Source organism: Capnocytophaga sputigena (genome assembly GCF_900446695.1).
GTDB classification, from domain to species: domain Bacteria; phylum Bacteroidota; class Bacteroidia; order Flavobacteriales; family Flavobacteriaceae; genus Capnocytophaga; species Capnocytophaga sputigena.
Window position 1 is genome coordinate 117,259 of sequence record NZ_UAVP01000011.1, and the last position, 20,094, is coordinate 137,352.

Below are 20,094 nucleotides of genomic sequence, written 5' to 3' on the forward strand. Positions count from 1 at the left end.
GGTAATAGCCTGATTTACAAGATTAGTTAATTTTTTACACTTTAAAAATCAGTTATTTAAAAATGTTTTCTAAAAAATAATTCTTTTTTTTCTTGGCGTATTCAAAAAAACACGTACTTTTGCAAAATAAAAGAACATAAAACAATAATTTATGGCAACATTTATTAATTACACAATTATTATTATCTATTGTACAGCTTTGATAGGCATTTTTTTATATAGTCTTTCAATGCTTAGTTTGCTACTGAACTATTTAAAACACCGCAAACAAAATGATGAGTCTCCTAAGTTTAACCTCCTTGACCCTAAAGAGATACCTTATGTAACCATCCAACTACCACTTTATAATGAAAAGTATGTAGTACCTCGTTTACTTGAAAATATTGCAAAACTAGAGTATCCACGTACTAAACTTGAAATACAAGTACTTGATGATTCTACTGACGAATCAGTAGCTGAAACAGCTGAAATTATCAAAAATTTGCAAGCTACAGGCTTAGATATTCAGCATATACGACGTGAAAATCGTCAAGGTTTCAAAGCTGGAGCTCTAAAAGAAGGTTTAGCTATTGCTAAAGGTGATTTTATAGCTATCTTCGATGCTGATTTTTTACCACAACCTGACTGGCTTAAACGTACTGTTATTTACTTCAAAGATCCTGAAATAGGGGTAGTGCAAACCCGTTGGGGACACATCAATCGTAATTACTCTATCCTTACTAAAATACAAGCCCTAGCTCTTGATGTTCACTTCACTCTTGAACAAGTAGGGCGTAACTCTAAAGGCTATTTTATCAATTTCAATGGTACTGCAGGTATTTGGCGCAAAACGTGTATATATGATGCAGGTAACTGGGAAGGTGATACTCTAACCGAAGACCTTGACCTTAGTTATCGCGCTCAATTGAAAAATTGGAAATTCAAATATTTGGAAGATGTTGAAACTCCTGCTGAACTTCCTGTAGTTATCTCGGCAGCACGCTCACAACAATTCCGTTGGAACAAAGGAGGAGCTGAAAACTTCCGAAAAAGTGTAGGTCGTTTACTTGCTGCTAAAAATATTGGATGGAAAACTAAATTTCACGGAGTAATGCACCTCTTGAATAGTTCAATGTTTTTATGGGTGTTTATCACTGCTATTTTCAGTATCCCAATGTTATACCTCAAAAATCAATATGGTCATTTAGGATGGATATTCCACTTCACTAGTTTCTTTATTACAAGTACTATTATTTTGTTTATCTGCTATTGGTTTACTTATAAGAACTTGCAAGGGAAGACTTTTGATGACTTTTTGAACTATGTGAAGCTATTCTTTACATTCTTCTCAGTGGCTTTAGGATTTTCTTTCCACAATACTATTGCTGTACTTGAAGGACATAGTGGCAAACGCAGCGAGTTTGTACGTACCCCTAAGTTCAACATCAGTTCGCTAAGTGATAGCTGGAAAAACAATAAATATATCAACACCAAACTATCACCTAATATGATAGTAGAGTTTTTGTTAATGTTGTACTTTGCTTTTGGATTATATAGTGCTGTTCGTCTCAATGACTTTGGTATGTTTCCTTTCCACTGTATGCTTACTTTAGGTTTTGGATTCGTATTTTTCAAATCACTTACCTCAAAAGCCTGATTAGATTAGTAAATTAGAATATAAATTAAAAAGGGTTGTCTATTAAAAAAGGCGACCCTTTTTTAGAATTTTATGGAAGGACTGGTTGGATTATATGAAGCGTTTAGTAAGGAGGGTACTTTTTTGGATATAGAGAAAGAGTGCCATTATATAAAGTTCCTTATGAATTTTTGGGAAAAGGAAATCAAAGAGCACCCTACTTTATTTTTTGATATGGTAGATAGGATTGATATTTCTCATCAGCAGAATGTATTTGAAGCTCCTTTTTATAGGGAAGTATACTATAATTTTGCTTACTATCTAATGAAGATAAGAGTATTTTTCCCTGAGCAGAAAGATTTCTTAGGGATGGTAGTTGAGAATATACGTGCTGAAGTATGGCAGGTTGAGATTTCTATCAAGGATTTTGACAGTTATACAAAACTAATCAGAAGAGAGACTGCAAGTATTCCAGAATATAATCTGCTTTTTTGGGGGTGCTGGATAGTAGAAAGACTATGGGAGAGGTGTAGTGATGTATTAACTATCTTTTTTGATACAGAAGAAGTAGCGTGCTTAAGGGATATTTTGGATTATTTATGGCAGGTAATAGATGAGAATAGTTTGTGGAACAAAGAAAAGATGCAACAATATTATGAAGTTCTACAAGGTATTGATAAGAAAATCCTAGATAAGACAGATTTTGAGGAAAAAGCTATTTATGAATTGCTAAGGGCTTTAGAGGTATTGTTACAATATTGTATCAGAAAGGAAAGAGGTTTTGAAAGCACTATTTGGCAACCAGTGATTGATGTGATAGATGTAAAGATGCAGATGGATGGCAAGGATATACATACCTCAGAGGGATTCGCTGATGAGAAACTGCAATACGAGATGGAATGTTTGCGTTATATACTTTACTTTTCTCAAGGATTTAAAAAAGATTCGTATGATAAACAACTTTTCTCTAAAGGCAGAAGGATACACCTAAGCAAAGGAAAAGCACTAAAAATAGCAAAGGCTTATCAAGAGCAATACTTTCCTAAATTAGTAGGTGAAGAAGTGCTTAACCATATACAACTCAGTCCGCGATTTGGGGTAGAAGGAGAGATAGCGTGGATTATAACGGGAGCACATAATTTTTTGGGTGATGTTTGGGAACAATGGTATGTAATATCGGATATTACAGAGGAAGTTGATAATGTGTTTGATAAGTTTGGTAATTGTTATTACCCGCATAAGGAAAATTTAAATAAACGTTAGAATACAATGATCGCAAAATATTTTTATATATCATTTTTATTGCTTTTTACCGCTTGTGGACAATCATCTAATGTACAGAATAACACAATAAACCACGAACAGGATAGTATTAAGGAAATAGTAGTAAATAATGATAGTGTTTTAAAAAAGATTCCAATAAAAGTTTTTTATAGAGCCTTAGTTTCTAATGAACAACGGATTGAAATAGATACTCTATCTTCCTTAACAATTTACAAAGACTATATAATAGATAAATTGAGTATGGATTACTATCTTATCAATATAGATAGTATTGAACAAGGAGATACCAAGATATATTTTACATCAAGTAAAGAAAGCTCTTATGTAGATTTTGAAGAAAATCAACTTATTAAATGGAATACACTAACTCTTGAATGGTATAGAAATACCATAATAGAAAAGGATAAAAAGAAGAGGTTTATTTGGAATTTGCAACATGATAAAAGTCTTTATAATATGCTTATTGATAGTATAGATATAAAGAAATCAAAATATCCTATATACGAGTGGAAAGAGTAAGGAAGTTAAGAGTATAATAGTAAAGTATTTTGAAGTTAGTTATAATCCTTTTTAGGAACTTGATGATAATAATAATTTTAAATTATAGACAATGAAAACACGTATTACAGAACTTTTTAATATTCAATATCCTATCATTCAGGGAGGAATGATATGGGCAAGTGGGTGGCGATTAGCCTCAGCAGTGAGCAATGCAGGCGGTTTGGGACTATTGGGCGCAGGCTCTATGCATCCCGAAACCCTTGTAGAACACATACGCAAGTGCAAAGCGGCTACTGATAAACCTTTTGGAGTAAATATACCAATTATGTACCCCGAAATGGATAAGGCTATTGAAGTGATTTTACGCGAGGGAGTAAAAATTGTATTTACTTCAGCAGGAAATCCAGCTACTTATACTTCTTTATTACAAAAAGAAGGTATAAAAGTAGCTCACGTAGTGAGTAGTAGTAAGTTTGCCCTCAAAGCACAAGCAGCAGGTGTTGATGCGGTAGTAGCAGAAGGTTTTGAAGCAGGTGGCCACAATGGACGTGAAGAAACCAGCACAATGGTGCTCATTCCTGCGGTGCGTAGAGTATTAGAAGTTCCACTTATTGCAGCGGGAGGAATCGCTACAGGTAGTGGTATGTTAGCTGCAATAGCATTGGGAGCTGATGGTGTGCAAATAGGTAGTAGATTTGTAGCTACTACTGAAGCGTCTGTACACCCCGCATTCAAAGAGAAGGTTATAGCAGCTGGTGAAGGAGACACAGAACTTACACTAAAAGAATTAGCCCCTGTGAGATTACTAAAGAATGGTTTTTATGAACAAGTGAAAGAGCTATACAATACCCAAAAAGCTACTATTGAGAACCTAAAAGCCTTAGTAGGTAGTCGTCGTACCAAACAAGGAATGTTTGAAGGAGATATGGAGCAAGGGGAATTGGAAATAGGGCAAGTAGCTTCACTTATCACTAAAGTACAAAGTGTACAAGAAGTTATCAATGAGATTATAACAGAGTATCATAAAGGTATAGAAAGACTTACAGCTTTAAAATAAAACAATGGAGCGAATAGAAATCTTTACTAGTAAAAAGAAAAACATCTTTTTACTATTCTTAGTCATTATTTTCTTAGCCGTAGGGATATTTTGTTTCCTAAATGCTAATGAATTATCTAATGATGGCAAAAGGAGCATTGTTTTTATAGAAGTTATAAGTATTATCGTTATGGTTTTTGCTTTAACAGTTCTATTTTTTATTATAAAAAACTTGCTAAACAATCAATGGGTACTTGCTATAGATGAAAAAGCCCTACATATAAGAATACAAAAGTATTATCTTATTCCTTGGCAAGAAATAATAGGCTTTCAAGAATTAGAGATCAAAGGGAATAAGAGTATTTTGATACAAGTCAAAAATCCAGAAACTCTTATTGCTAATGAAAAGAACTTTTTTGTAAAAAAGATGATGCAATGGAGTCAGAAAATCTATGGATCTCCTATTAGTATTGCAAGTTCTACAATGAAAATCAGTCATAAAGAACTTTTTTCGCTACTTTTAGTAAGTTTTGCTACTTATAAAGATAAAAATTAGTAAGAATATGCACTTTAAAACTTTATGCAAAGTAATTATACTATTGTCATTTGTTATATTTGCAACTTGTATAGCATTCTTAGTTTATATACTTGGAGAAAAAGCTTATATCGATTGGTTAAAAGCTGATACAAACAAAGCTTGGGGGTGGGGTTTTACAGTGGGACTTATATTATTTTATGCCTTACCTTTATGTTTGCTTATCAGTAGCTTTTTATTCTTAAAAAAAACAATCTTATTTTGGATTCCTTATATTATATTGTTGATTTATGCTATTGATGAAAGTTTTATAGGTAGTTGGACTCACCCTTTACGTGGAACTTTATTATTATTATCCATAAATGCTGGGTATTTATCTTCATACATTTGTCTTTACTTTTATCTAAAGAAAAATAATAAGAAAAAAAGCATTGATTTATAAGTGTTTACTTTTATTTACAGAAAACTCAACAAAAAAAGTATTAAAAAAATTTGGAATATAATAGCAAATGCCCGTATATTTGCACTCGAAAAATTATCTATATCATTATAATTGCGGGAGTAGCTCAGTTGGTAGAGCGTCAGCCTTCCAAGCTGAATGTCGCGAGTTCGAACCTCGTCTCCCGCTCTATAAAAAAGCCTGATAACAATATGTTATCAGGCTTTTTGTTTATCATTTCTAATTTTATTTTTATAACATTGTATAGTTCCTGAGCTTCATTGCTAACTCCCAAATAGCAATTCCTGCACTCACCGAAATATTCAGGGAATGTTTAGTGCCATACTGTGGGATTTCTATCACCTCATCAGAAGCTGATACTACTTCTTGTTCCACTCCTTTTACCTCGTTGCCAAAGATAATAGCATATTTTTGCTTTCCGTTAGATTGAAAATCATTCAGCATTGTAGAATTTTCAGCTTGCTCAATACTGATAATATAAACCCCTTGCTCTTTTAGCTTTTCTACTACCGAAAGTGTGTTTTCTACATATTCCCACGCCACACTATCAGTCGCACCCAAAGCTGTTTTATGAATCTCTTTGTTTGGAGGAGTGGCGGTAATCCCACAGAGGTATATCTTTTCAATTAAAAAAGCATCGCAAGTGCGAAAAACAGAACCTATATTGTTCAAACTTCTCACATTATCCAAAATTACTATTAGAGGTGTCTTTTCTGCCTTCTTAAATTGCTCAATATCCAATCTATTGAGTTCATTATTCGCTAATTTACGCATATTACAGTCTGTTTACTTTATCTACTCCTTTGATGTTCTTAATATCTTGCATCAGTTTTTTTAAAGTAGCATTGTTGTTGATTGAAATAGAGACTTTTCCACTGAATACATTACCTTCTGTATCTATATTAATATTGGTAAGTTTTACAAATTTGCTATCCAAAATCACTTTTGAGATATCACTGATAAGTCCATCGCGGTCAATACCACTAATTCTAAGACTCACTTTGAAATCTCTTTCATCAGATTTTACCCATTTAGCTTGAATAATACGATAAGCATAATTCGATTGCATCGAAATGGCATTCGGACAAGTTTTTTTATGTACCTTTACCCCTTCATTGATAGTAACAAACCCAAAAATAGGATCACCAGGGATAGGATTGCAACATTTTGAAAAAGTATAGTCTAAAGATTCTTCTTCTTTACCAAACACAATGCTATCATAGTGAACGTTGGGCGAATAAATAGGTTCGTCGGTAGGTTTTTTAACTACTTTATTTTTGAATAAGCCAAAGAAAGACGTGCGATGAGACACAAATTCTTTCAGCATTTGGTTGCTGATTTCTCCCGTTCCTGCTTGATAGTAAATATCTAAACTAGTCTTTGTTTTGAAGTAACTCACTAGCTCATTCATTACTTCTTCATTAAGAGTAACCTTCAATTGCTTTAATTTTCGAACTAAAATCTCTTTTCCTTCAGCAGCAACAGCTTTTGTTTCTTCTTTCAAAGCATTTTTTATCTTACTACGTGCTTTAGCCGTTGTAGCATAGTTTAACCAGTTCTTAGTGGGTTTGGCATTTTCAGCAGTGATAATTTCTACTGTTTCACCGCTCTTTAATACATAGTTTAGGGGCACTAATTTATTGTTTACTTTGGCTCCACGTGTTTTTAAACCCACTCCTGTATGTATTGAAAAAGCAAAATCAAGTGGTGTAGCACCTTTCGGGAGAGATTTTATCTCACCATTAGGGGTAAAGACGAAAATCTCTTTAGAATACAAGTTGAGTTTGAAATCTTCTACAAAGTCTACAGCATTTGCCTCGCTGTTTTCAAAGACTTCTTGCAACCTATTAAGCCACATTTCGATGCCTTCTTCTTTTTGGTCGCCGTGTTTATACTTAAAATGGGCTGCATAACCTTTTTCAGCGATTTCGTGCATACGTTCGCTGCGTATTTGCACCTCTACCCATTTGCCTTTTGGACCCATTACAGTAATATGTAAGGCTTCATAACCTGTAGATTTAGGTGAGGAAATCCAATCACGCAATCGGGTGGGATTAGGACGGAAGTGGTCGGTAACAATAGAGTATATTTTCCAAGCCAAAAACTTTTCTTCAGCTGGTTCACTTTTATAGATGATGCGAATTGCAAATTTATCGTAAACTTCTTCAAAACTCACACCTTGCGATTCCATTTTCCTATAAATAGAATAGATTGATTTGGGGCGCCCTTTAATGTAATAATCAATTTTTTGTTGTGTTAAAGAGGTTTCTACTATTTTGGTAAACGCCTCAATGTATTCCTGTTGTTCTTCTTTGGATTCCTCCATTTTGTTTAGGATACTATTGTAGCGTTCGGGGTCAGTATATTTAAGGGCGAGGTCTTCTAATTCTGTTTTGATGTTATACAATCCAATGCGGTGAGCAATAGGGGCATAAATATAGAGTGTTTCGGAAGCTATTTTGGCTTGTTTATAGTCTGCCATCGAATCCATTGTTTGCATATTGTGGAGTCTGTCAGCAATTTTTATGAGAATCACGCGCACATCGTCATTCATTGTAAGAAGGAGCTTTCGGAAGTTCTCGGCTTGTAAAGAGATGTCATTTTCGCGGCTCATACTCGAAATTTTGGTAAGTCCTTCTACAATATGAGCTACAGTTTTACCAAAAAGCCGTTCCATATCTTCAATTGTATAGTCGGTATCTTCTACTACATCATGTAACAAAGCAGATGCAATGGCTATAGCGTCTAATCCTATTTGTGAAGCAACAATTTTAGCTACGGCAATAGGGTGAAAAATATAAGGCTCCCCACTTTTTCGGCGTTGATTCTTGTGCGCATCAACAGCGGTGTCAAACGCCAAGCGAATGAGTTTTTTATCTTCATCACTCAAGGTTTGATAACTAATACGCAAGAGTTCTTTATACTCGCGGGCAATGGCTTTGTTTTCTTCTTCTAAGTCGGTGTTTGTTTCCATAAATAAAAATGAATGTAGAAAAATCTAACTTTAGCAAAATTTGGAACTTTACTGAAGTTTTAGAACTATTTTTTATTTAATAGTAGCCGATAATTTGCGGAGCTTGATAGCCGTAAGGATTTTTTTAGTATACAATGGGAAGTCGGCACCGAGAAGCCAACCAAAATATCCTGGTTCTTCGTCAAAAATATCTTCTACACGTTTGCCTTTGTGTTTCCCAAAGGTAAAGATTTCCTCACCTTTGTCATTATAGCCAATAAACCCAGCAAAGTCGGCTATTTGTTTGCGATAAGTAAACTCGCTGAGTTTTTTGATATTGTTCTCTAAGCTGTCATAACGGTCGAGCTGGGCTTTGAGGATTTCATAAGTGGCATTAGTATCTGCCGAAGCTGTATGCGCATCAATAAGGTCTTTACCACAATAGAACTTATAGGCTGCCGAGAGGGTACGCTGTTCCATTTTGTGAAAAATAGTTTGTACATCTACCGATACGCGGTTTCCCAAATCAAAATCTACTTCAGCACGCAACATTTCTTCGGCAAGCAAAGGAATATCAAATCGGTCGGAATTGTAGCCAGCAAGGTCGGAATCTTTTATCATATTATGGATTTGCTTGGCGAGTTCTTTAAAAGTAGGCTCACACGCAACACGTTCATCGGTAATGCCGTGCACATCTGAGGCAGCTTTTGGGATAGGAATAGTAGGGTTTACGAGCCATGTTTTACTTTCCTTATTGCCATTGGGGTAGACTTTTAAAATAGATATTTCAACGATACGGTCTTTGGTAATATCAATGCCCGTAGTTTCAAGGTCAAAAAAACAAATAGGTTTTGATAGTTTTAGTTCCACGATTTTAGTGAATAGTTAAAGGTGAATAATTTTTAAAATGGTAATTATTAATTTTCTATTTGAGCAGAGAGTCCAGCATCAAGAAGCGCGGTGCAAAGAGGTTCTAGATATTCATAACTTCCTGTTTTTACATCGCATTTTCCCTTGAAATGCACAATAATAGCACATTGCTCGGCTTGCTCAAAAGTGTGATGACAAACCTCTACTAAGGTATCGATAACGTGATCAAAAGTATTGACATCATCATTGTATAAAATGAGATGACATTCATCATCTATAAGCTCTATCACGTCTTCCTCAGCAAAGGTTTCTTCTTGGTAATTATTTTGTAACATAATTTGCTTTTATAATGATACAAAAGTATGGTAAATAAATGAATTGTGCAAATGTTTAATAGATATAATAAAAAAATAACAAAGATTATAAACTTAAAAGCACTAAAAGAAAAGGTCTTCCTTTAGTGCTTTATTTATTATTTTATTATGATATCACTATTAAAAAATTACATTTCTAAAAGTTTTGTTTTTACACTTCCTTTATCACTTTCTGATAAAGTAACATTTATCAAATTTCCAATACTTAAAAAGTTAATAATGCAATGAATTGATAGTTTTATTTGAAGAAGTAAATATTTTGACAAAAGAAATAATTGTTAAACTATTTTTTTTGTTCTTTCTTTTAATTTCTCAATTGTTTTTTCAATACTATAATTCATTTCATCTTCTGAATCATTTCTAAATATTTTATATATAAAATCAGGTATTAAAACGCTTAATTTCCTATTGTAATAAATCATATCTTGAACTTCTCGTAAATCCTGTGTCTCAATTATTCCATCTATAGATAATCCTTCTAATAGTCCTTCTATTTTTTCTTTTAGATTCTTTAAGTTATTTATTGAAGTATTTACTTCTTTTATTTCTTCATATAAAAATGATACTATTGGTAACATTGGAATAAGCACTTTATATAACAATGCCTCTATAGTAAATCCTTTTATAAGAGACATAAACAATAATACGATAAAGTTCAGTATTGATAAAACAATAAGACCTCTTTTATATCTTATCCTCACTGTTTTGTCATAATTAACATTTGCATTTTGACATAATAAAATAGATATACTTGTTTTAACTTTTCTAATTTCTGTTGGATACCAATTTTTAACAGCTTCAACTTTATTTGTATTTTCTTTATCTTTTTTTGAGTATTTCCTAATAATATTTGGATTAGCATCTATCATATTAATGAGATATTTCCTTTTGGGTATAGAAAAAACAGAAATATCAAATTCTTCTTGTATTACAGCTGCTATATCTTTATAATTATTTGTAAGATTATCAAATATTATACCTATAATAAAAGCTATAACCACATAAATAATATAAATATTTTTCCATTCTTTTATTTCCACAACTCTAAAATTATCCAAAAGAGAAATTATTATAGGAAAAATAATTGTTATTAATACAAATGACCATTTAAAAGTTTTTGCCTTAGAATATAATCTCCTTTGAGCAAGTAATTTATCTATATTAGTTTCTGTATTTTGTTGTTTTAATATTTCTTTTCCTTTATTCATATTTAGGGAATTTATTACCAAAGATTTCTCTCCATTTATTGATTGCTTTTTCTTGATTTTTTTCATTTGTTTCTGCAAAAATAGCTTCATTTGCTTTAGTGAAAGCCCAATTTACTTTTATCGAAATTAAAATCTGTTCTCCAATGGTTAAATCATTTATATCTCCTTGAATATTTTTAGGATCATAAACAGGACTAAAAATATTATTTGACAAATAAGAGAAAAAATCACGAATATCAAAGTTTATCCATTGTGATAATTTTGTTTTTTGCTTTACAAAATTTATAACAATCTGTTCAAATAAATAAGACCCAATCGTATTTGTTGAATTATGTCTATTCCAATACTTCAATGTTCTTATTAATTGCAAAACCAGTCCATTATATTCTTGATTCACATTAGTTATTAATTCTTGATCAATATTCGGATTTGTAGCTTTCCAATTTCCTTTCCCATCAGGAATTAAATAGAAGTTCTTATCTGTATAAAAACAAGGAACAATATCAAAATTCCACTCATAAGAAGTTAATTTCAATGTTGCGGCCTCTCCTCTCTTGTGTATATCTGCTGAACTATAGTGCTCAACATTTAACAAGGCTGATAAAAATTTATTTATAACTCTTGTAGAATTCAAAATATTATTATCAGATATTTTTTTTAATCTATCTCCTGCATTTTCTGTATGAATATAATATATTCCATCGTTATATGAATACGTAGCATAATTACCCGATAAACAAAACATTAAATCTATATCATCTAATTCTCTAATTTTAGTTTTTCTAGCAAAAGAACCAAATTTTATATGTTTTTCTGCATATTCAAAAGGAAAGTAAAGACCTTCTTTTTGGTCAAAATTACTTAATTTCTTTATTAACCAATCTCTACTATCTCTTGCTTTCTTTGTTCTATCAGGAGCTAAATTAACAACCTCTTTATTAAACTCTTCAAACGCACTTCCAACTGTCTTTGCCATAAGATAATATTTTATTATTTTGGTTGCAAAAGTAAATAATTTCTGAGCATTAAAATCACATTCATTTTGTAAGTTATCAACAAAGTTTTCAACAGGAAAAAATATGATTACTATTTTCTAAAAATATTATTCTCTAATCAACAAATATTACTATCTCCAATTAAAAAGATTGCCAAAGTTTGAAACCAAAACTGTAAGGAAGATTTATAAAGCACTGATTTTTAACTATGTTTTTTTGTAAGAATACTATGTAAGTATTATCTTTGCAAAAAAAAAGTTATGACCACAAACATGTTTAAACTTTTTGAGGAACTTGGAGATAAACCCTAATAGGAGCATTCTAATCCAAGTTATATCAAGATACTCATATCTCATTATCAAACCTTTATATCCGTCAAGCCAACCATTTGCTTGTTCAATTTTAAACCTATTTTTGTACAATTCTTCATCAAAATAAACATCTGCTTGCTCTCCATTTCGGGGATTAGGTTTAATATTTGCTATAATTTCTTTACTTTCTAAAAACTCTCTAAGAGACTTACTATCAAATCCTGTGTCAGCATTGAGAAACAGACCTTTGTGTTCTATCCCTGCTTCTTCTAATAAAGCTAAGATTTCTTTTAGTACTTCTTCTATTTCATATAGGTCATTGTAATTTCCAGCTTTAGGGCTTCCCATAGCTATCATTTGCCCTTTATTATCACACAAAAAAATACTATTTGTAGTTACGGCTTTTTTTCTTGCTTGATAACCTGCAGATTCTCCTTTTTGGCGACAACGTGTATGACTACCTTCCAATTGAACGCAAGACATATCTAATTTTCTTTTCTTCTTGCTTAATAGATTCAACCATACTCGCTGAAAACTACCATCTTTACTCCATTTATTGAAGTAGTAATAGACATTTTGCCAAGAGATTTCTCCTTTTTCAAAATAGCTCTCAATTGGAAGTTCTCTCCATTGCACCCCTGTTTTTAATCTCTTGAGAATCAATAAAAATATTGAAGCTAAATCAAAATTACTTTTAAATCCTCTTTTTCCTACACTTAAAAAAGGAATAATCCAATTATTTATTTTATCTTTGCCCAAAGTTCCTGAATTTTGGTGTTTTTTCTCAAACACAAAATTACTAATTTTCGTGAACTTTTACTTTATTATAGGAAAAAGTTTAAACAGCTTCAATGTTAACACCTAAAATATTATTTTGTAAGCATCCTAAAATTTTGATTGTGAAAGTACTTATTACACTTTTCAAAATCATTTTGTATTATTATCAGTAAAAATTTAGCATTTAAATCACATTTATTTAATAAATTATTAAATTTTTTTTCTCTATTAGAGCTTATCACCTTTTGAATAAAGTTATTGGTTTCCTAATATAGTTTATTCTTATAACCCGTTTATCACCTAAACGATACAACATTTGGTAATCGTTGAGAAAAACTATGTAATCTAAAATCGTCGTTGGTAATCCCTGTAAATTTAAAGATATTCCTACCCGTTCCAGGTATATTAGGGTAATACCCAAATGAAAACTCTATAGCACCAAAGGGTAAGTAGTCATTAGATATATAGAACCCCAAAGATACTTTAGAATAGACTTCAGTTTTTAAAAAAGCTGTATTATTTCTACCTATAAAACCTGCATCGGCTGATAGGAATGGGCTGAACCTAAAACCTAATAACTGAAAAGGTGCATAAACTTGTGTTTGAGAAGTAAAAATTAGTTTACGTGTGCCATATACTTCACTACTATTGAAACCTAAAATACCATTAGAATCATTTAAGTTGATATTATTGCGCTGGTATATACTTCCATTGAATCCTATTACGAATGAAGAACGTAAAAACTGACGAAAATGCCAATCGCCTATTGTAAATAACTTAGTAAAATAGGTGCCTTGTCCTCGTAGAATAGTTTCTTTACTATTACCATTTTCAAAGAAAGATCCTACTTCAAAATTTATAGAGTGATAGCCCTTTTTATTATAGTTTGCTGAGGTAAATCCAATTCCAAGATATGGTAATGTTGCCTTATTTTTCCATAAAATACCTGAAGTGAGAAATATAGAATGTCCTATCCCTACATCCTCAATATCACCATTGCGGAAAATATAACGTTCTTTCATAAATCCTGTACTATTTAAGCTAAATTGAGTGAGATATAAATTTTCATTGCTGTAATATTGTTTTGGATCTATATCTAAAGAAGGTTTTTCGTAATAACTGATATTGCGAAATCTTGCTGCTGCAATAAAATTGTGAATGAGTTTAGAATCTCCTTTTTTAATAGGTTTTACCCAACTACCAAAAGCATCGAAAGTTCGTGTCATTAACGTAAGGGTATAAACAGAATCGCGATACCTAATACCTTCATCTTTAAAACGATTCTCATAATATCCTAAACGTCCCGACCAACGTGCTAAAGGTGAATAGAGAGGTCGTTCTACTTGTATATTTTTTGAAAACTCATTTTCATAATCAGAATAATAACCTGTTCGTACATTGATATAAGAATTTCTGATATTTCTCACTACATAATTGAATCCTTTACCATTGTTTTCAATCCCTGAAAAGTATTGTTGATAAGTAAGCGAAAGTTCGTGTCCTATCCCGAAGAGATTCTGTTCAGTAAGCCTTGTCCAGCCTCTATTGCCTGCTAAATCTCCATCAAAGTACATAGACCAACTATCAAGCACATTTACTTGTACATCTATGGAATCGGAAGTTCCTTCTATAGGCGTTGCTTTCACTTGTGCTCTACGAATATACCGTTGATTACGCAATATACGTTCAGTTTCACTCAGTAGAAGAGTGTCTAAAGGTTTGTCCTTTTTAAACAAAAGCATCCTACGCACTGTACTCTCACGGGTTTTTATATGTAAAGCATTGCCATAACGTTCTAACCGAGTACGAGTAGATTTGCTCAAATCTCTTTCATCAAAACCAAAAGGATCTAAGGTAGTGATAACAATGTTTCTAATGATTTTCCCTTGATAAGAAAAAGTTTTCTTAGGGGTAATAATTGTAGTAGATGTAATAGTAAATATACTTATTCCTTCAGGAACTTTTTTTTCTTCAATAACAATAAGATCATTTAAGTTCTTAGTGAGTTTATATTTTCCAAAAAAGTTTTTTATTTTTTTATAAAATGCTCTGTTTTTCATTTCTCTTTGAGGAGAAATGCCTTGTGGTAGAGAATCTTTTCCTCTTAAAGTATCTATTTCTTGAGAAAGAAGATAATTCATTCCCAAGAGAAAGAGTGCTATAAGAGTAAAGGTTTTTCTCATTTCCTTTTTTGCTGAAAAAATTGCTTTAATAAAGTAGTAGCTTCTTCAGATAAAATACCCATAACAACCTCTGTTTTAGGATGTAATTTACCTCCCATTGCTTTAAAACCTCTATGAGGGTCATCAGCAGCATAAACTAATCGCGATAACTGGCTCCAATACAGAGCTCCTGCACACATTGCACAAGGCTCTAAAGTGATATACATAGTACAATCTGTGAGATATTTACCTCCCAAATAGTGAGCAGCCATAGTTATAGCCTGCATTTCGGCATGTGCAGTTACATCTTTTAGGCGTTCAGTAAGATTATGAGCCTTGGCTATAATTCTATTGTCAATTGTTATAATAGCTCCTACAGGGATTTCGTCTTCTTCAAAAGCGATTTGAGCTTCCTCCAAAGCTTTTTGCATAAAGTACTCGTCAGTATTCATCTGAAATAAAAATTACTTTGGCAAAGTACAAAAACTCTGCCAAAGTAATAAGATTTTAGTGTATGAGAATTATTATTTGTTTCCTCCAAATAGGTTACCTATACCTCCCATTATATCATCCATTACATTGCCATCTTTGTTCTTGTCGAAGAAAGAAGTAATCATTTCACCAATATTTCCACCTTTACCTGAGAAAAAGTTAGAAATCATTGGGGTTAAATTCTCAAAAATTTTACTCACACCATCTAATGAAACGCCTGTTTTCTCACTGATAGCGTTCAAAGTAGACGATTTACCATCGCCAGTGAGTTTGTTTAAGATATCATTGCCTTCAGCATTGCCAAACATAGATTTGAATGAATCTACTACTGAGCTTACTTTATCAGCACCAATACCTGTTTTCTCGCTCAATCCTTTCACGAGTTGTTGGAGGTTATCACCTCCTAAAAAATCTAAAATTCCTGCCATAGTATAAATTATTTTAATAAGGTTGCAATTTGTGAAGCTAATTCAAAACCTATACGATTTTGAGCTTCGTTAGTAGATGCCCCTATGTGTGGGGTGAGTGATATTTGAGGATGCATTAGTACTTGTATAGCGGGGTTAGGTTCGTTTTCAAACACATCTAAACCTGCAAAAGCTACCTTGCCGTGCTCCAAGGCTTCTATAAGAGCTACCTCATTTAAGGCACCTCCTCTTGCCAAGTTTATTACACCTACCCCTTCTTTCATCAAGTTAAATTCAGGAGTATCAAGCACATAACCTCCTTGAGCTGGACTATTATTGAGGGTAATAAAATCAGATTCCATCAATAAACGTTCTTTTTCTACCGTTTTGATGGTGAATGGTATGGTTTGTCCATTGAAAAAATCAAGTGTTACTATAGCTTCTTTTACTTTAGGGTCGTAAGCTAATACATTCATTCCTAAACCTATAGCAATACGAGCTACTGCTTGCCCACTACGTCCAAAACCTATAATACCTATGGTTTTACCACGAAGTTCAGTACCATTGGTATAGTTTTTTTTCAGTTCGTTGAACTGAGTATCACCTTCTAAAGGCATATTGCGGTTAGCATCGTGCAAAAAGCGCACTCCTGTAAAAAGGTGGGCAAATACGAGTTCTGCTACCGAGTTAGCTGAAGAAGCAGGAGTATTGATTACGTGTAGATTTTTGCTTTGAGCATAATCTACATCTATGTTGTCCATACCTACTCCTCCCCTACCGATGAGTTTCAGTGAAGGGCAACCATCGATAATATCCTTGCGCACTTGAGTAGCTGAACGCACTAAAAGTACATCAATGGCGTATTTGTTTATATAATCTATCAATTGGTTTTGAGCTACTTTTGTAGTGATTACCTCAAAACCTTCTTTTTCCAATGCTTCTTTTCCTGAATCGGAAATGCCATCATTTGCTAATATTTTTATTGCCATTATTATCTGTCTATTTAAATATACTATATTTTTATTTATTTTTTATTCTTCGCTTTTTACTCTTCTTTGTACTACTTCAAAGATACGTTCACCATCACATTTTAATGTTTTAGATGGAAATTTAAGAATAAGAGCATAGTCGTGAGTTGCCATTAGTATAGTGCGCCCTGAGGCATTAATTTCCTTGAGTACTTGCATTACTTCAACGCTGGTTTCAGGATCTAAATTACCTGTAGGCTCATCGGCTAAAATAAGTTCTGGATTGTTCAATAAGGCACGTGCAATGGCTACTCTTTGTTGTTCACCCCCTGAGAGTTCGTGAGGAAATTTAAATCCTGCATTCTGCATTTTCACCTTAGCGAGTACTTCCTCAATGCGTTTATCTATTTTAGTTTTGTCAGTCCATCCTGTAGCTTTTAGAACAAAAGCAAGATTATCATATACACTTCTATCTGTAAGTAATTTAAAATCTTGGAATACTACCCCTAACTTACGGCGAAGCAGAGGAATTTCATCTTCTGTAAGATTTTTAAGATTAAAACCTACTACTTTTCCTTGTCCTTTAGTAAGGGGTAAATCACCATAAAGTAACTTGATTAAGCTACTTTTTCCAGAGCCTGTCTTACCGATGAGATATACTAATTCTCCTTTTCCAACAGTGAGATTTACATTGGATAAAATAATATTATTTTTCTGATATACAGACACTTCTTTTAAATGTAATACTGGATTTTCCATTGATATAAATACTAAAAGTTGTGTGTTTTACTTTAAAAAATTCTTGCAAAGGTAGTAAAATTATTTAGATAACAGAAATATAAGCAGACTTTTATTCATCAAAAACTAAAGCACGATCTGCTTGACTGTATGCCCAAGGAGCTCCATTATTTTCTATATTAGTCATCATTACATTGAGTTCGGCAGGAGCTGTTGATTGTTCCATTACTAAATATTGTCTCATATCCATAATAATAGATAGTGGGTTAATTCCTACAGGACAGACTTCTACACAAGCATTACAAGTAGTGCAAGCCCATAATTCTTCAGGAGTAATATAATCACCTAACAATTGTTTGCCGTCAGGTTGAAAAGTGTCGTGCTTGTCGATATTGCGACCTATTTCTTCTAATCGGTCACGAGTTTTCATCATAATAGCGCGAGGAGAAAGTTTTTTACCTGTGAGATTCGCTGGACACTCATCAGTACAACGCCCACACTCGGTGCAAGTATACGCATTCATCAGTTGTATCCACGTAAGATCGGTTACGTCCGAAGCTCCAAACTTATCTGGAGGGTTAGTATCTTGAGGCATTGCAAAAGAATCGGTATTAGGGTCTAACATTAGTTTCACCTCTTGTGTTACCACAGGGTTTACCTTAGAGGTGCCTAACGGACGCATAGAAGCAAAATAAGTATTAGGAAATGCTAATAGAATATGTAGGTGTTTAGAATAATATAAGTAGTTTAAAAAACACAATATCCCAATGATATGTAACCACCAACAACTGCGTTCTATGATAATAAGAGTTCCTACAGAAATATTTTGTAATAATGGGTGTAGCCATTGACTTATGGGGAAAGTTCCTGCTTGTATATAATGAGGTAGTTGCAGTGCTTGTAATTGGGCATCGGCAGCATTCATCAGCAAGAAAAGGCTCATCATTAGCATTTCGGCATAGAGGATATTACTTGCATCTTTTTTAGCCCAACCTTTGAGTTCTGTTTTGTGAAATCGAGGTATTTTTAGGATATGTCTTCTTATCCAAAACACAATTACTGAAACAATTACTAAAAGAGCTAATATCTCAAAAGAAGCTATCAGAAAATTATAAAATTTTCCTAAAGGAGCAAATACTCTATGAGTACCCAAAATACCGTCTATGAGAATTTCTAACAACTCAATATTGATAATCAAAAAACCTGCATATACAACAATATGTAGTATTCCTACTATGGGACGTACTAACATTTTTTGTTGTCCTAAGGCAAGCCATAACATATTCTTGAGTCGCTCTTTGTGATTACCAGAGGTATTTTCAGCTTTTCCTAAACGGATATTCCTAATAAGTTTGCGTATATTATAAATAAAAAAGCCTCCTCCTATACAGAGAAGTATTAAAAATACTATGTTAGGAAGGAAGCTCATCAATATGTTTATTCAGCTTTTTCTTCGTCGTTTGGTTCGTATACTTTAGCTTTTTTACCAAAAACAGAGAAGTGAAGGTAACGTTTAGGATTCAAACGCAAATCTTGTAATAGTAGTTCAAGTTGTTTAGCCGATTTATCCAAATTTTTATAGAGAGCCTCATCTTTTAGTAGTTTACCAATAGTGCCTTTACCTCCTTCTACATCAGCCAAAAGAGTGTTGAGATTGGTAAGTGTAGTTTGAGCATTGGCAATTACTTTGTTGAGTTCAGCTTCTGAAAGCTGTCCTGATACTTTTGATAAATCAGTAGTGATTTTATTAGCATTGGTTAAAGTAGCATTCAAATTAGTTTGATTAGCAACTAACATTTTGTTGAGGGTAGCTGAAGCTTGATTGAGATTGCGCATAGTTGCACTGAGTTCAGTTATTGCATTTTTCAAATCGTTAGTAGTTTTAGCATCTAAAATACTATTAACTCCTGTAAGGGTAGTATCAGCTTGCCCTAAAAGATGATTGAGTTTATCTTGTGTAGGTTTGATTGATGATGAGAGAGAAGCTAACATATCTTCTTGTACACGTGCTTCTAATATATCACCTGATACAGCTGTGGGTGCATTATCAAAAGCAGGAATAATTTGTAATCCTGCTCCTCCAAGCAAACTATTGTAGAGTTCAGCTACACTATTTTTAGAGAATTTGAAATCATCTGAACACTCCATAGTAATTTTTATCTTAGCACTTTTTTCTTCTAAGTCTACCGCTTCTACGCTTCCCACTTTCACTCCATTCACAGTGATTTGTGTACCAGTTTTCAATCCACCTGAATGAGGAAAATAAGCGTAATAAGTATTCGTTTTATTAAATAATGACTTAGACTTCAAAAAGTTGAAGCCTACATAGAAAGCGACAATACCCGCTACTACTATAATTGCTGTTTTTATTTCTCTAGATAGTTTCATCTGTTTCTATTTTCAATAAG

At 32.9% G+C, this 20,094-nt stretch carries 20 protein-coding genes and 1 tRNA gene; 7 read left to right on the forward strand and 14 right to left on the reverse strand.

The window, feature by feature from the left end:
• The first annotated feature begins 151 nt into the window (after positions 1–151).
• From DR017_RS12565 to DR017_RS12595, 7 genes are all read left to right on the forward strand, one after another.
• The gene (locus tag DR017_RS12565; protein WP_002678183.1) at positions 152–1,636 is read left to right on the forward strand and encodes a cellulose synthase family protein; all 1,485 of its coding nucleotides are present in this window, start codon (positions 152–154) and stop codon (positions 1,634–1,636) included.
• 72 nt (positions 1,637–1,708) lie between these two features.
• Complete coding sequence (locus DR017_RS12570; RefSeq protein WP_040360852.1) at positions 1,709–2,878, forward strand: hypothetical protein; 1,170 nt, start codon at positions 1,709–1,711, stop codon at positions 2,876–2,878.
• A gap of 6 nt (positions 2,879–2,884) precedes the next feature.
• The gene (locus tag DR017_RS12575) at positions 2,885–3,418 is read left to right on the forward strand and encodes a hypothetical protein (RefSeq protein WP_002678170.1); all 534 of its coding nucleotides are present in this window, start codon (positions 2,885–2,887) and stop codon (positions 3,416–3,418) included.
• A gap of 91 nt (positions 3,419–3,509) precedes the next feature.
• Positions 3,510–4,457: an NAD(P)H-dependent flavin oxidoreductase gene (locus DR017_RS12580; protein ID WP_002678039.1), complete on the forward strand. Its 948-nt coding sequence runs from the start codon at positions 3,510–3,512 to the stop codon at positions 4,455–4,457.
• A 4-nt stretch (positions 4,458–4,461) separates the two neighbouring features.
• Positions 4,462–4,992, forward strand: coding sequence for an STM3941 family protein (locus DR017_RS12585; RefSeq protein ID WP_002678198.1), 531 nt, complete (start codon positions 4,462–4,464; stop codon positions 4,990–4,992).
• A 7-nt stretch (positions 4,993–4,999) separates the two neighbouring features.
• The gene (locus DR017_RS12590; RefSeq protein ID WP_002678108.1) at positions 5,000–5,413 is read left to right on the forward strand and encodes a hypothetical protein; all 414 of its coding nucleotides are present in this window, start codon (positions 5,000–5,002) and stop codon (positions 5,411–5,413) included.
• Positions 5,414–5,526: 113 nt separating this feature from the next.
• Positions 5,527–5,599 (forward strand) — tRNA-Gly (locus DR017_RS12595).
• Between the two features lie 63 nt (positions 5,600–5,662).
• Here DR017_RS12595 and DR017_RS12600 read toward each other — a convergent pair.
• The 14 genes from DR017_RS12600 to DR017_RS12665 all read right to left on the reverse strand — a co-directional run bounded on the left by DR017_RS12600 (position 5,663) and on the right by DR017_RS12665 (position 20,074).
• A complete protein-coding gene (locus DR017_RS12600; protein WP_002678141.1) occupies positions 5,663–6,205 on the reverse strand; it encodes an RNA methyltransferase in 543 nt (180 codons plus the stop codon).
• A gap of 1 nt (position 6,206) precedes the next feature.
• A complete protein-coding gene (locus DR017_RS12605; protein WP_002678047.1) occupies positions 6,207–8,405 on the reverse strand; it encodes a RelA/SpoT family protein in 2,199 nt (732 codons plus the stop codon).
• A 72-nt stretch (positions 8,406–8,477) separates the two neighbouring features.
• Positions 8,478–9,254, reverse strand: coding sequence for a 3'-5' exonuclease (locus DR017_RS12610; RefSeq protein ID WP_002678103.1), 777 nt, complete (start codon positions 9,252–9,254; stop codon positions 8,478–8,480).
• Positions 9,255–9,301: 47 nt separating this feature from the next.
• Positions 9,302–9,589, reverse strand: a complete 288-nt coding sequence (locus DR017_RS12615; RefSeq protein ID WP_002678235.1) for an ATP-dependent Clp protease adaptor ClpS — start codon at positions 9,587–9,589, stop codon at positions 9,302–9,304.
• A 317-nt stretch (positions 9,590–9,906) separates the two neighbouring features.
• A complete protein-coding gene (locus DR017_RS12620; RefSeq protein ID WP_040360849.1) occupies positions 9,907–10,902 on the reverse strand; it encodes an S-4TM family putative pore-forming effector in 996 nt (331 codons plus the stop codon).
• Positions 10,829–11,812 (reverse strand): nucleotidyltransferase domain-containing protein, encoded by a 984-nt coding sequence (locus DR017_RS12625; RefSeq protein ID WP_002678075.1) that lies wholly within the window; start codon positions 11,810–11,812, stop codon positions 10,829–10,831. Before DR017_RS12625 ends, DR017_RS12620 begins: the two co-directional genes overlap by 74 nt.
• A gap of 246 nt (positions 11,813–12,058) precedes the next feature.
• A complete protein-coding gene (locus tag DR017_RS12630) occupies positions 12,059–12,934 on the reverse strand; it encodes an IS5/IS1182 family transposase (RefSeq protein WP_002678186.1) in 876 nt (291 codons plus the stop codon).
• 281 nt (positions 12,935–13,215) lie between these two features.
• Positions 13,216–15,102 (reverse strand): BamA/TamA family outer membrane protein, encoded by a 1,887-nt coding sequence (locus DR017_RS12635; protein WP_002678008.1) that lies wholly within the window; start codon positions 15,100–15,102, stop codon positions 13,216–13,218.
• The gene (locus DR017_RS12640; RefSeq protein ID WP_002678202.1) at positions 15,099–15,533 is read right to left on the reverse strand and encodes a nucleoside deaminase; all 435 of its coding nucleotides are present in this window, start codon (positions 15,531–15,533) and stop codon (positions 15,099–15,101) included. The genes DR017_RS12635 and DR017_RS12640 overlap by 4 nt, the downstream gene beginning before the upstream one ends.
• A gap of 72 nt (positions 15,534–15,605) precedes the next feature.
• Complete coding sequence (locus DR017_RS12645; protein ID WP_002678182.1) at positions 15,606–16,001, reverse strand: DUF937 domain-containing protein; 396 nt, start codon at positions 15,999–16,001, stop codon at positions 15,606–15,608.
• Positions 16,002–16,009: 8 nt separating this feature from the next.
• On the reverse strand, positions 16,010–16,969 hold the full coding sequence (locus DR017_RS12650) for a D-2-hydroxyacid dehydrogenase (protein ID WP_002678078.1): 960 nt from the start codon (positions 16,967–16,969) through the stop codon (positions 16,010–16,012).
• Between the two features lie 42 nt (positions 16,970–17,011).
• Positions 17,012–17,707, reverse strand: coding sequence for a cell division ATP-binding protein FtsE (locus DR017_RS12655; RefSeq protein WP_002678073.1), 696 nt, complete (start codon positions 17,705–17,707; stop codon positions 17,012–17,014).
• Between the two features lie 91 nt (positions 17,708–17,798).
• The gene (locus DR017_RS12660) at positions 17,799–19,115 is read right to left on the reverse strand and encodes a 4Fe-4S dicluster domain-containing protein (protein ID WP_002678252.1); all 1,317 of its coding nucleotides are present in this window, start codon (positions 19,113–19,115) and stop codon (positions 17,799–17,801) included.
• Positions 19,116–19,123: 8 nt separating this feature from the next.
• Complete coding sequence (locus tag DR017_RS12665; protein ID WP_002678062.1) at positions 19,124–20,074, reverse strand: MlaD family protein; 951 nt, start codon at positions 20,072–20,074, stop codon at positions 19,124–19,126.
• Between the last annotated feature and the right edge of the window lie 20 nt (positions 20,075–20,094).

Bases quoted from the DNA above. Each gene is read 5' to 3' on its own strand.
- DR017_RS12565 (WP_002678183.1), top strand. From the start codon at position 152: ATGGCAACATTTATTAATTACACAATTATTATTATCTATTGTACAGCT.
- DR017_RS12570 (WP_040360852.1), top strand. From the start codon at position 1,709: ATGGAAGGACTGGTTGGATTATATGAAGCGTTTAGTAAGGAGGGTACT.
- DR017_RS12575 (WP_002678170.1), top strand. From the start codon at position 2,885: ATGATCGCAAAATATTTTTATATATCATTTTTATTGCTTTTTACCGCT.
- DR017_RS12580 (WP_002678039.1), top strand. From the start codon at position 3,510: ATGAAAACACGTATTACAGAACTTTTTAATATTCAATATCCTATCATT.
- DR017_RS12585 (WP_002678198.1), top strand. From the start codon at position 4,462: ATGGAGCGAATAGAAATCTTTACTAGTAAAAAGAAAAACATCTTTTTA.
- DR017_RS12590 (WP_002678108.1), top strand. From the start codon at position 5,000: ATGCACTTTAAAACTTTATGCAAAGTAATTATACTATTGTCATTTGTT.
- DR017_RS12600 (WP_002678141.1), bottom strand. From the start codon at position 6,205: ATGCGTAAATTAGCGAATAATGAACTCAATAGATTGGATATTGAGCAA.
- DR017_RS12605 (WP_002678047.1), bottom strand. From the start codon at position 8,405: ATGGAAACAAACACCGACTTAGAAGAAGAAAACAAAGCCATTGCCCGC.
- DR017_RS12615 (WP_002678235.1), bottom strand. From the start codon at position 9,589: ATGTTACAAAATAATTACCAAGAAGAAACCTTTGCTGAGGAAGACGTG.
- DR017_RS12620 (WP_040360849.1), bottom strand. From the start codon at position 10,902: ATGAAAAAAATCAAGAAAAAGCAATCAATAAATGGAGAGAAATCTTTG.
- DR017_RS12625 (WP_002678075.1), bottom strand. From the start codon at position 11,812: ATGGCAAAGACAGTTGGAAGTGCGTTTGAAGAGTTTAATAAAGAGGTT.
- DR017_RS12635 (WP_002678008.1), bottom strand. From the start codon at position 15,102: ATGAGAAAAACCTTTACTCTTATAGCACTCTTTCTCTTGGGAATGAAT.
- DR017_RS12640 (WP_002678202.1), bottom strand. From the start codon at position 15,533: ATGAATACTGACGAGTACTTTATGCAAAAAGCTTTGGAGGAAGCTCAA.
- DR017_RS12645 (WP_002678182.1), bottom strand. From the start codon at position 16,001: ATGGCAGGAATTTTAGATTTTTTAGGAGGTGATAACCTCCAACAACTC.
- DR017_RS12650 (WP_002678078.1), bottom strand. From the start codon at position 16,969: ATGGCAATAAAAATATTAGCAAATGATGGCATTTCCGATTCAGGAAAA.
- DR017_RS12655 (WP_002678073.1), bottom strand. From the start codon at position 17,707: ATGGAAAATCCAGTATTACATTTAAAAGAAGTGTCTGTATATCAGAAA.
- DR017_RS12660 (WP_002678252.1), bottom strand. From the start codon at position 19,115: ATGAGCTTCCTTCCTAACATAGTATTTTTAATACTTCTCTGTATAGGA.
- DR017_RS12665 (WP_002678062.1), bottom strand. From the start codon at position 20,074: ATGAAACTATCTAGAGAAATAAAAACAGCAATTATAGTAGTAGCGGGT.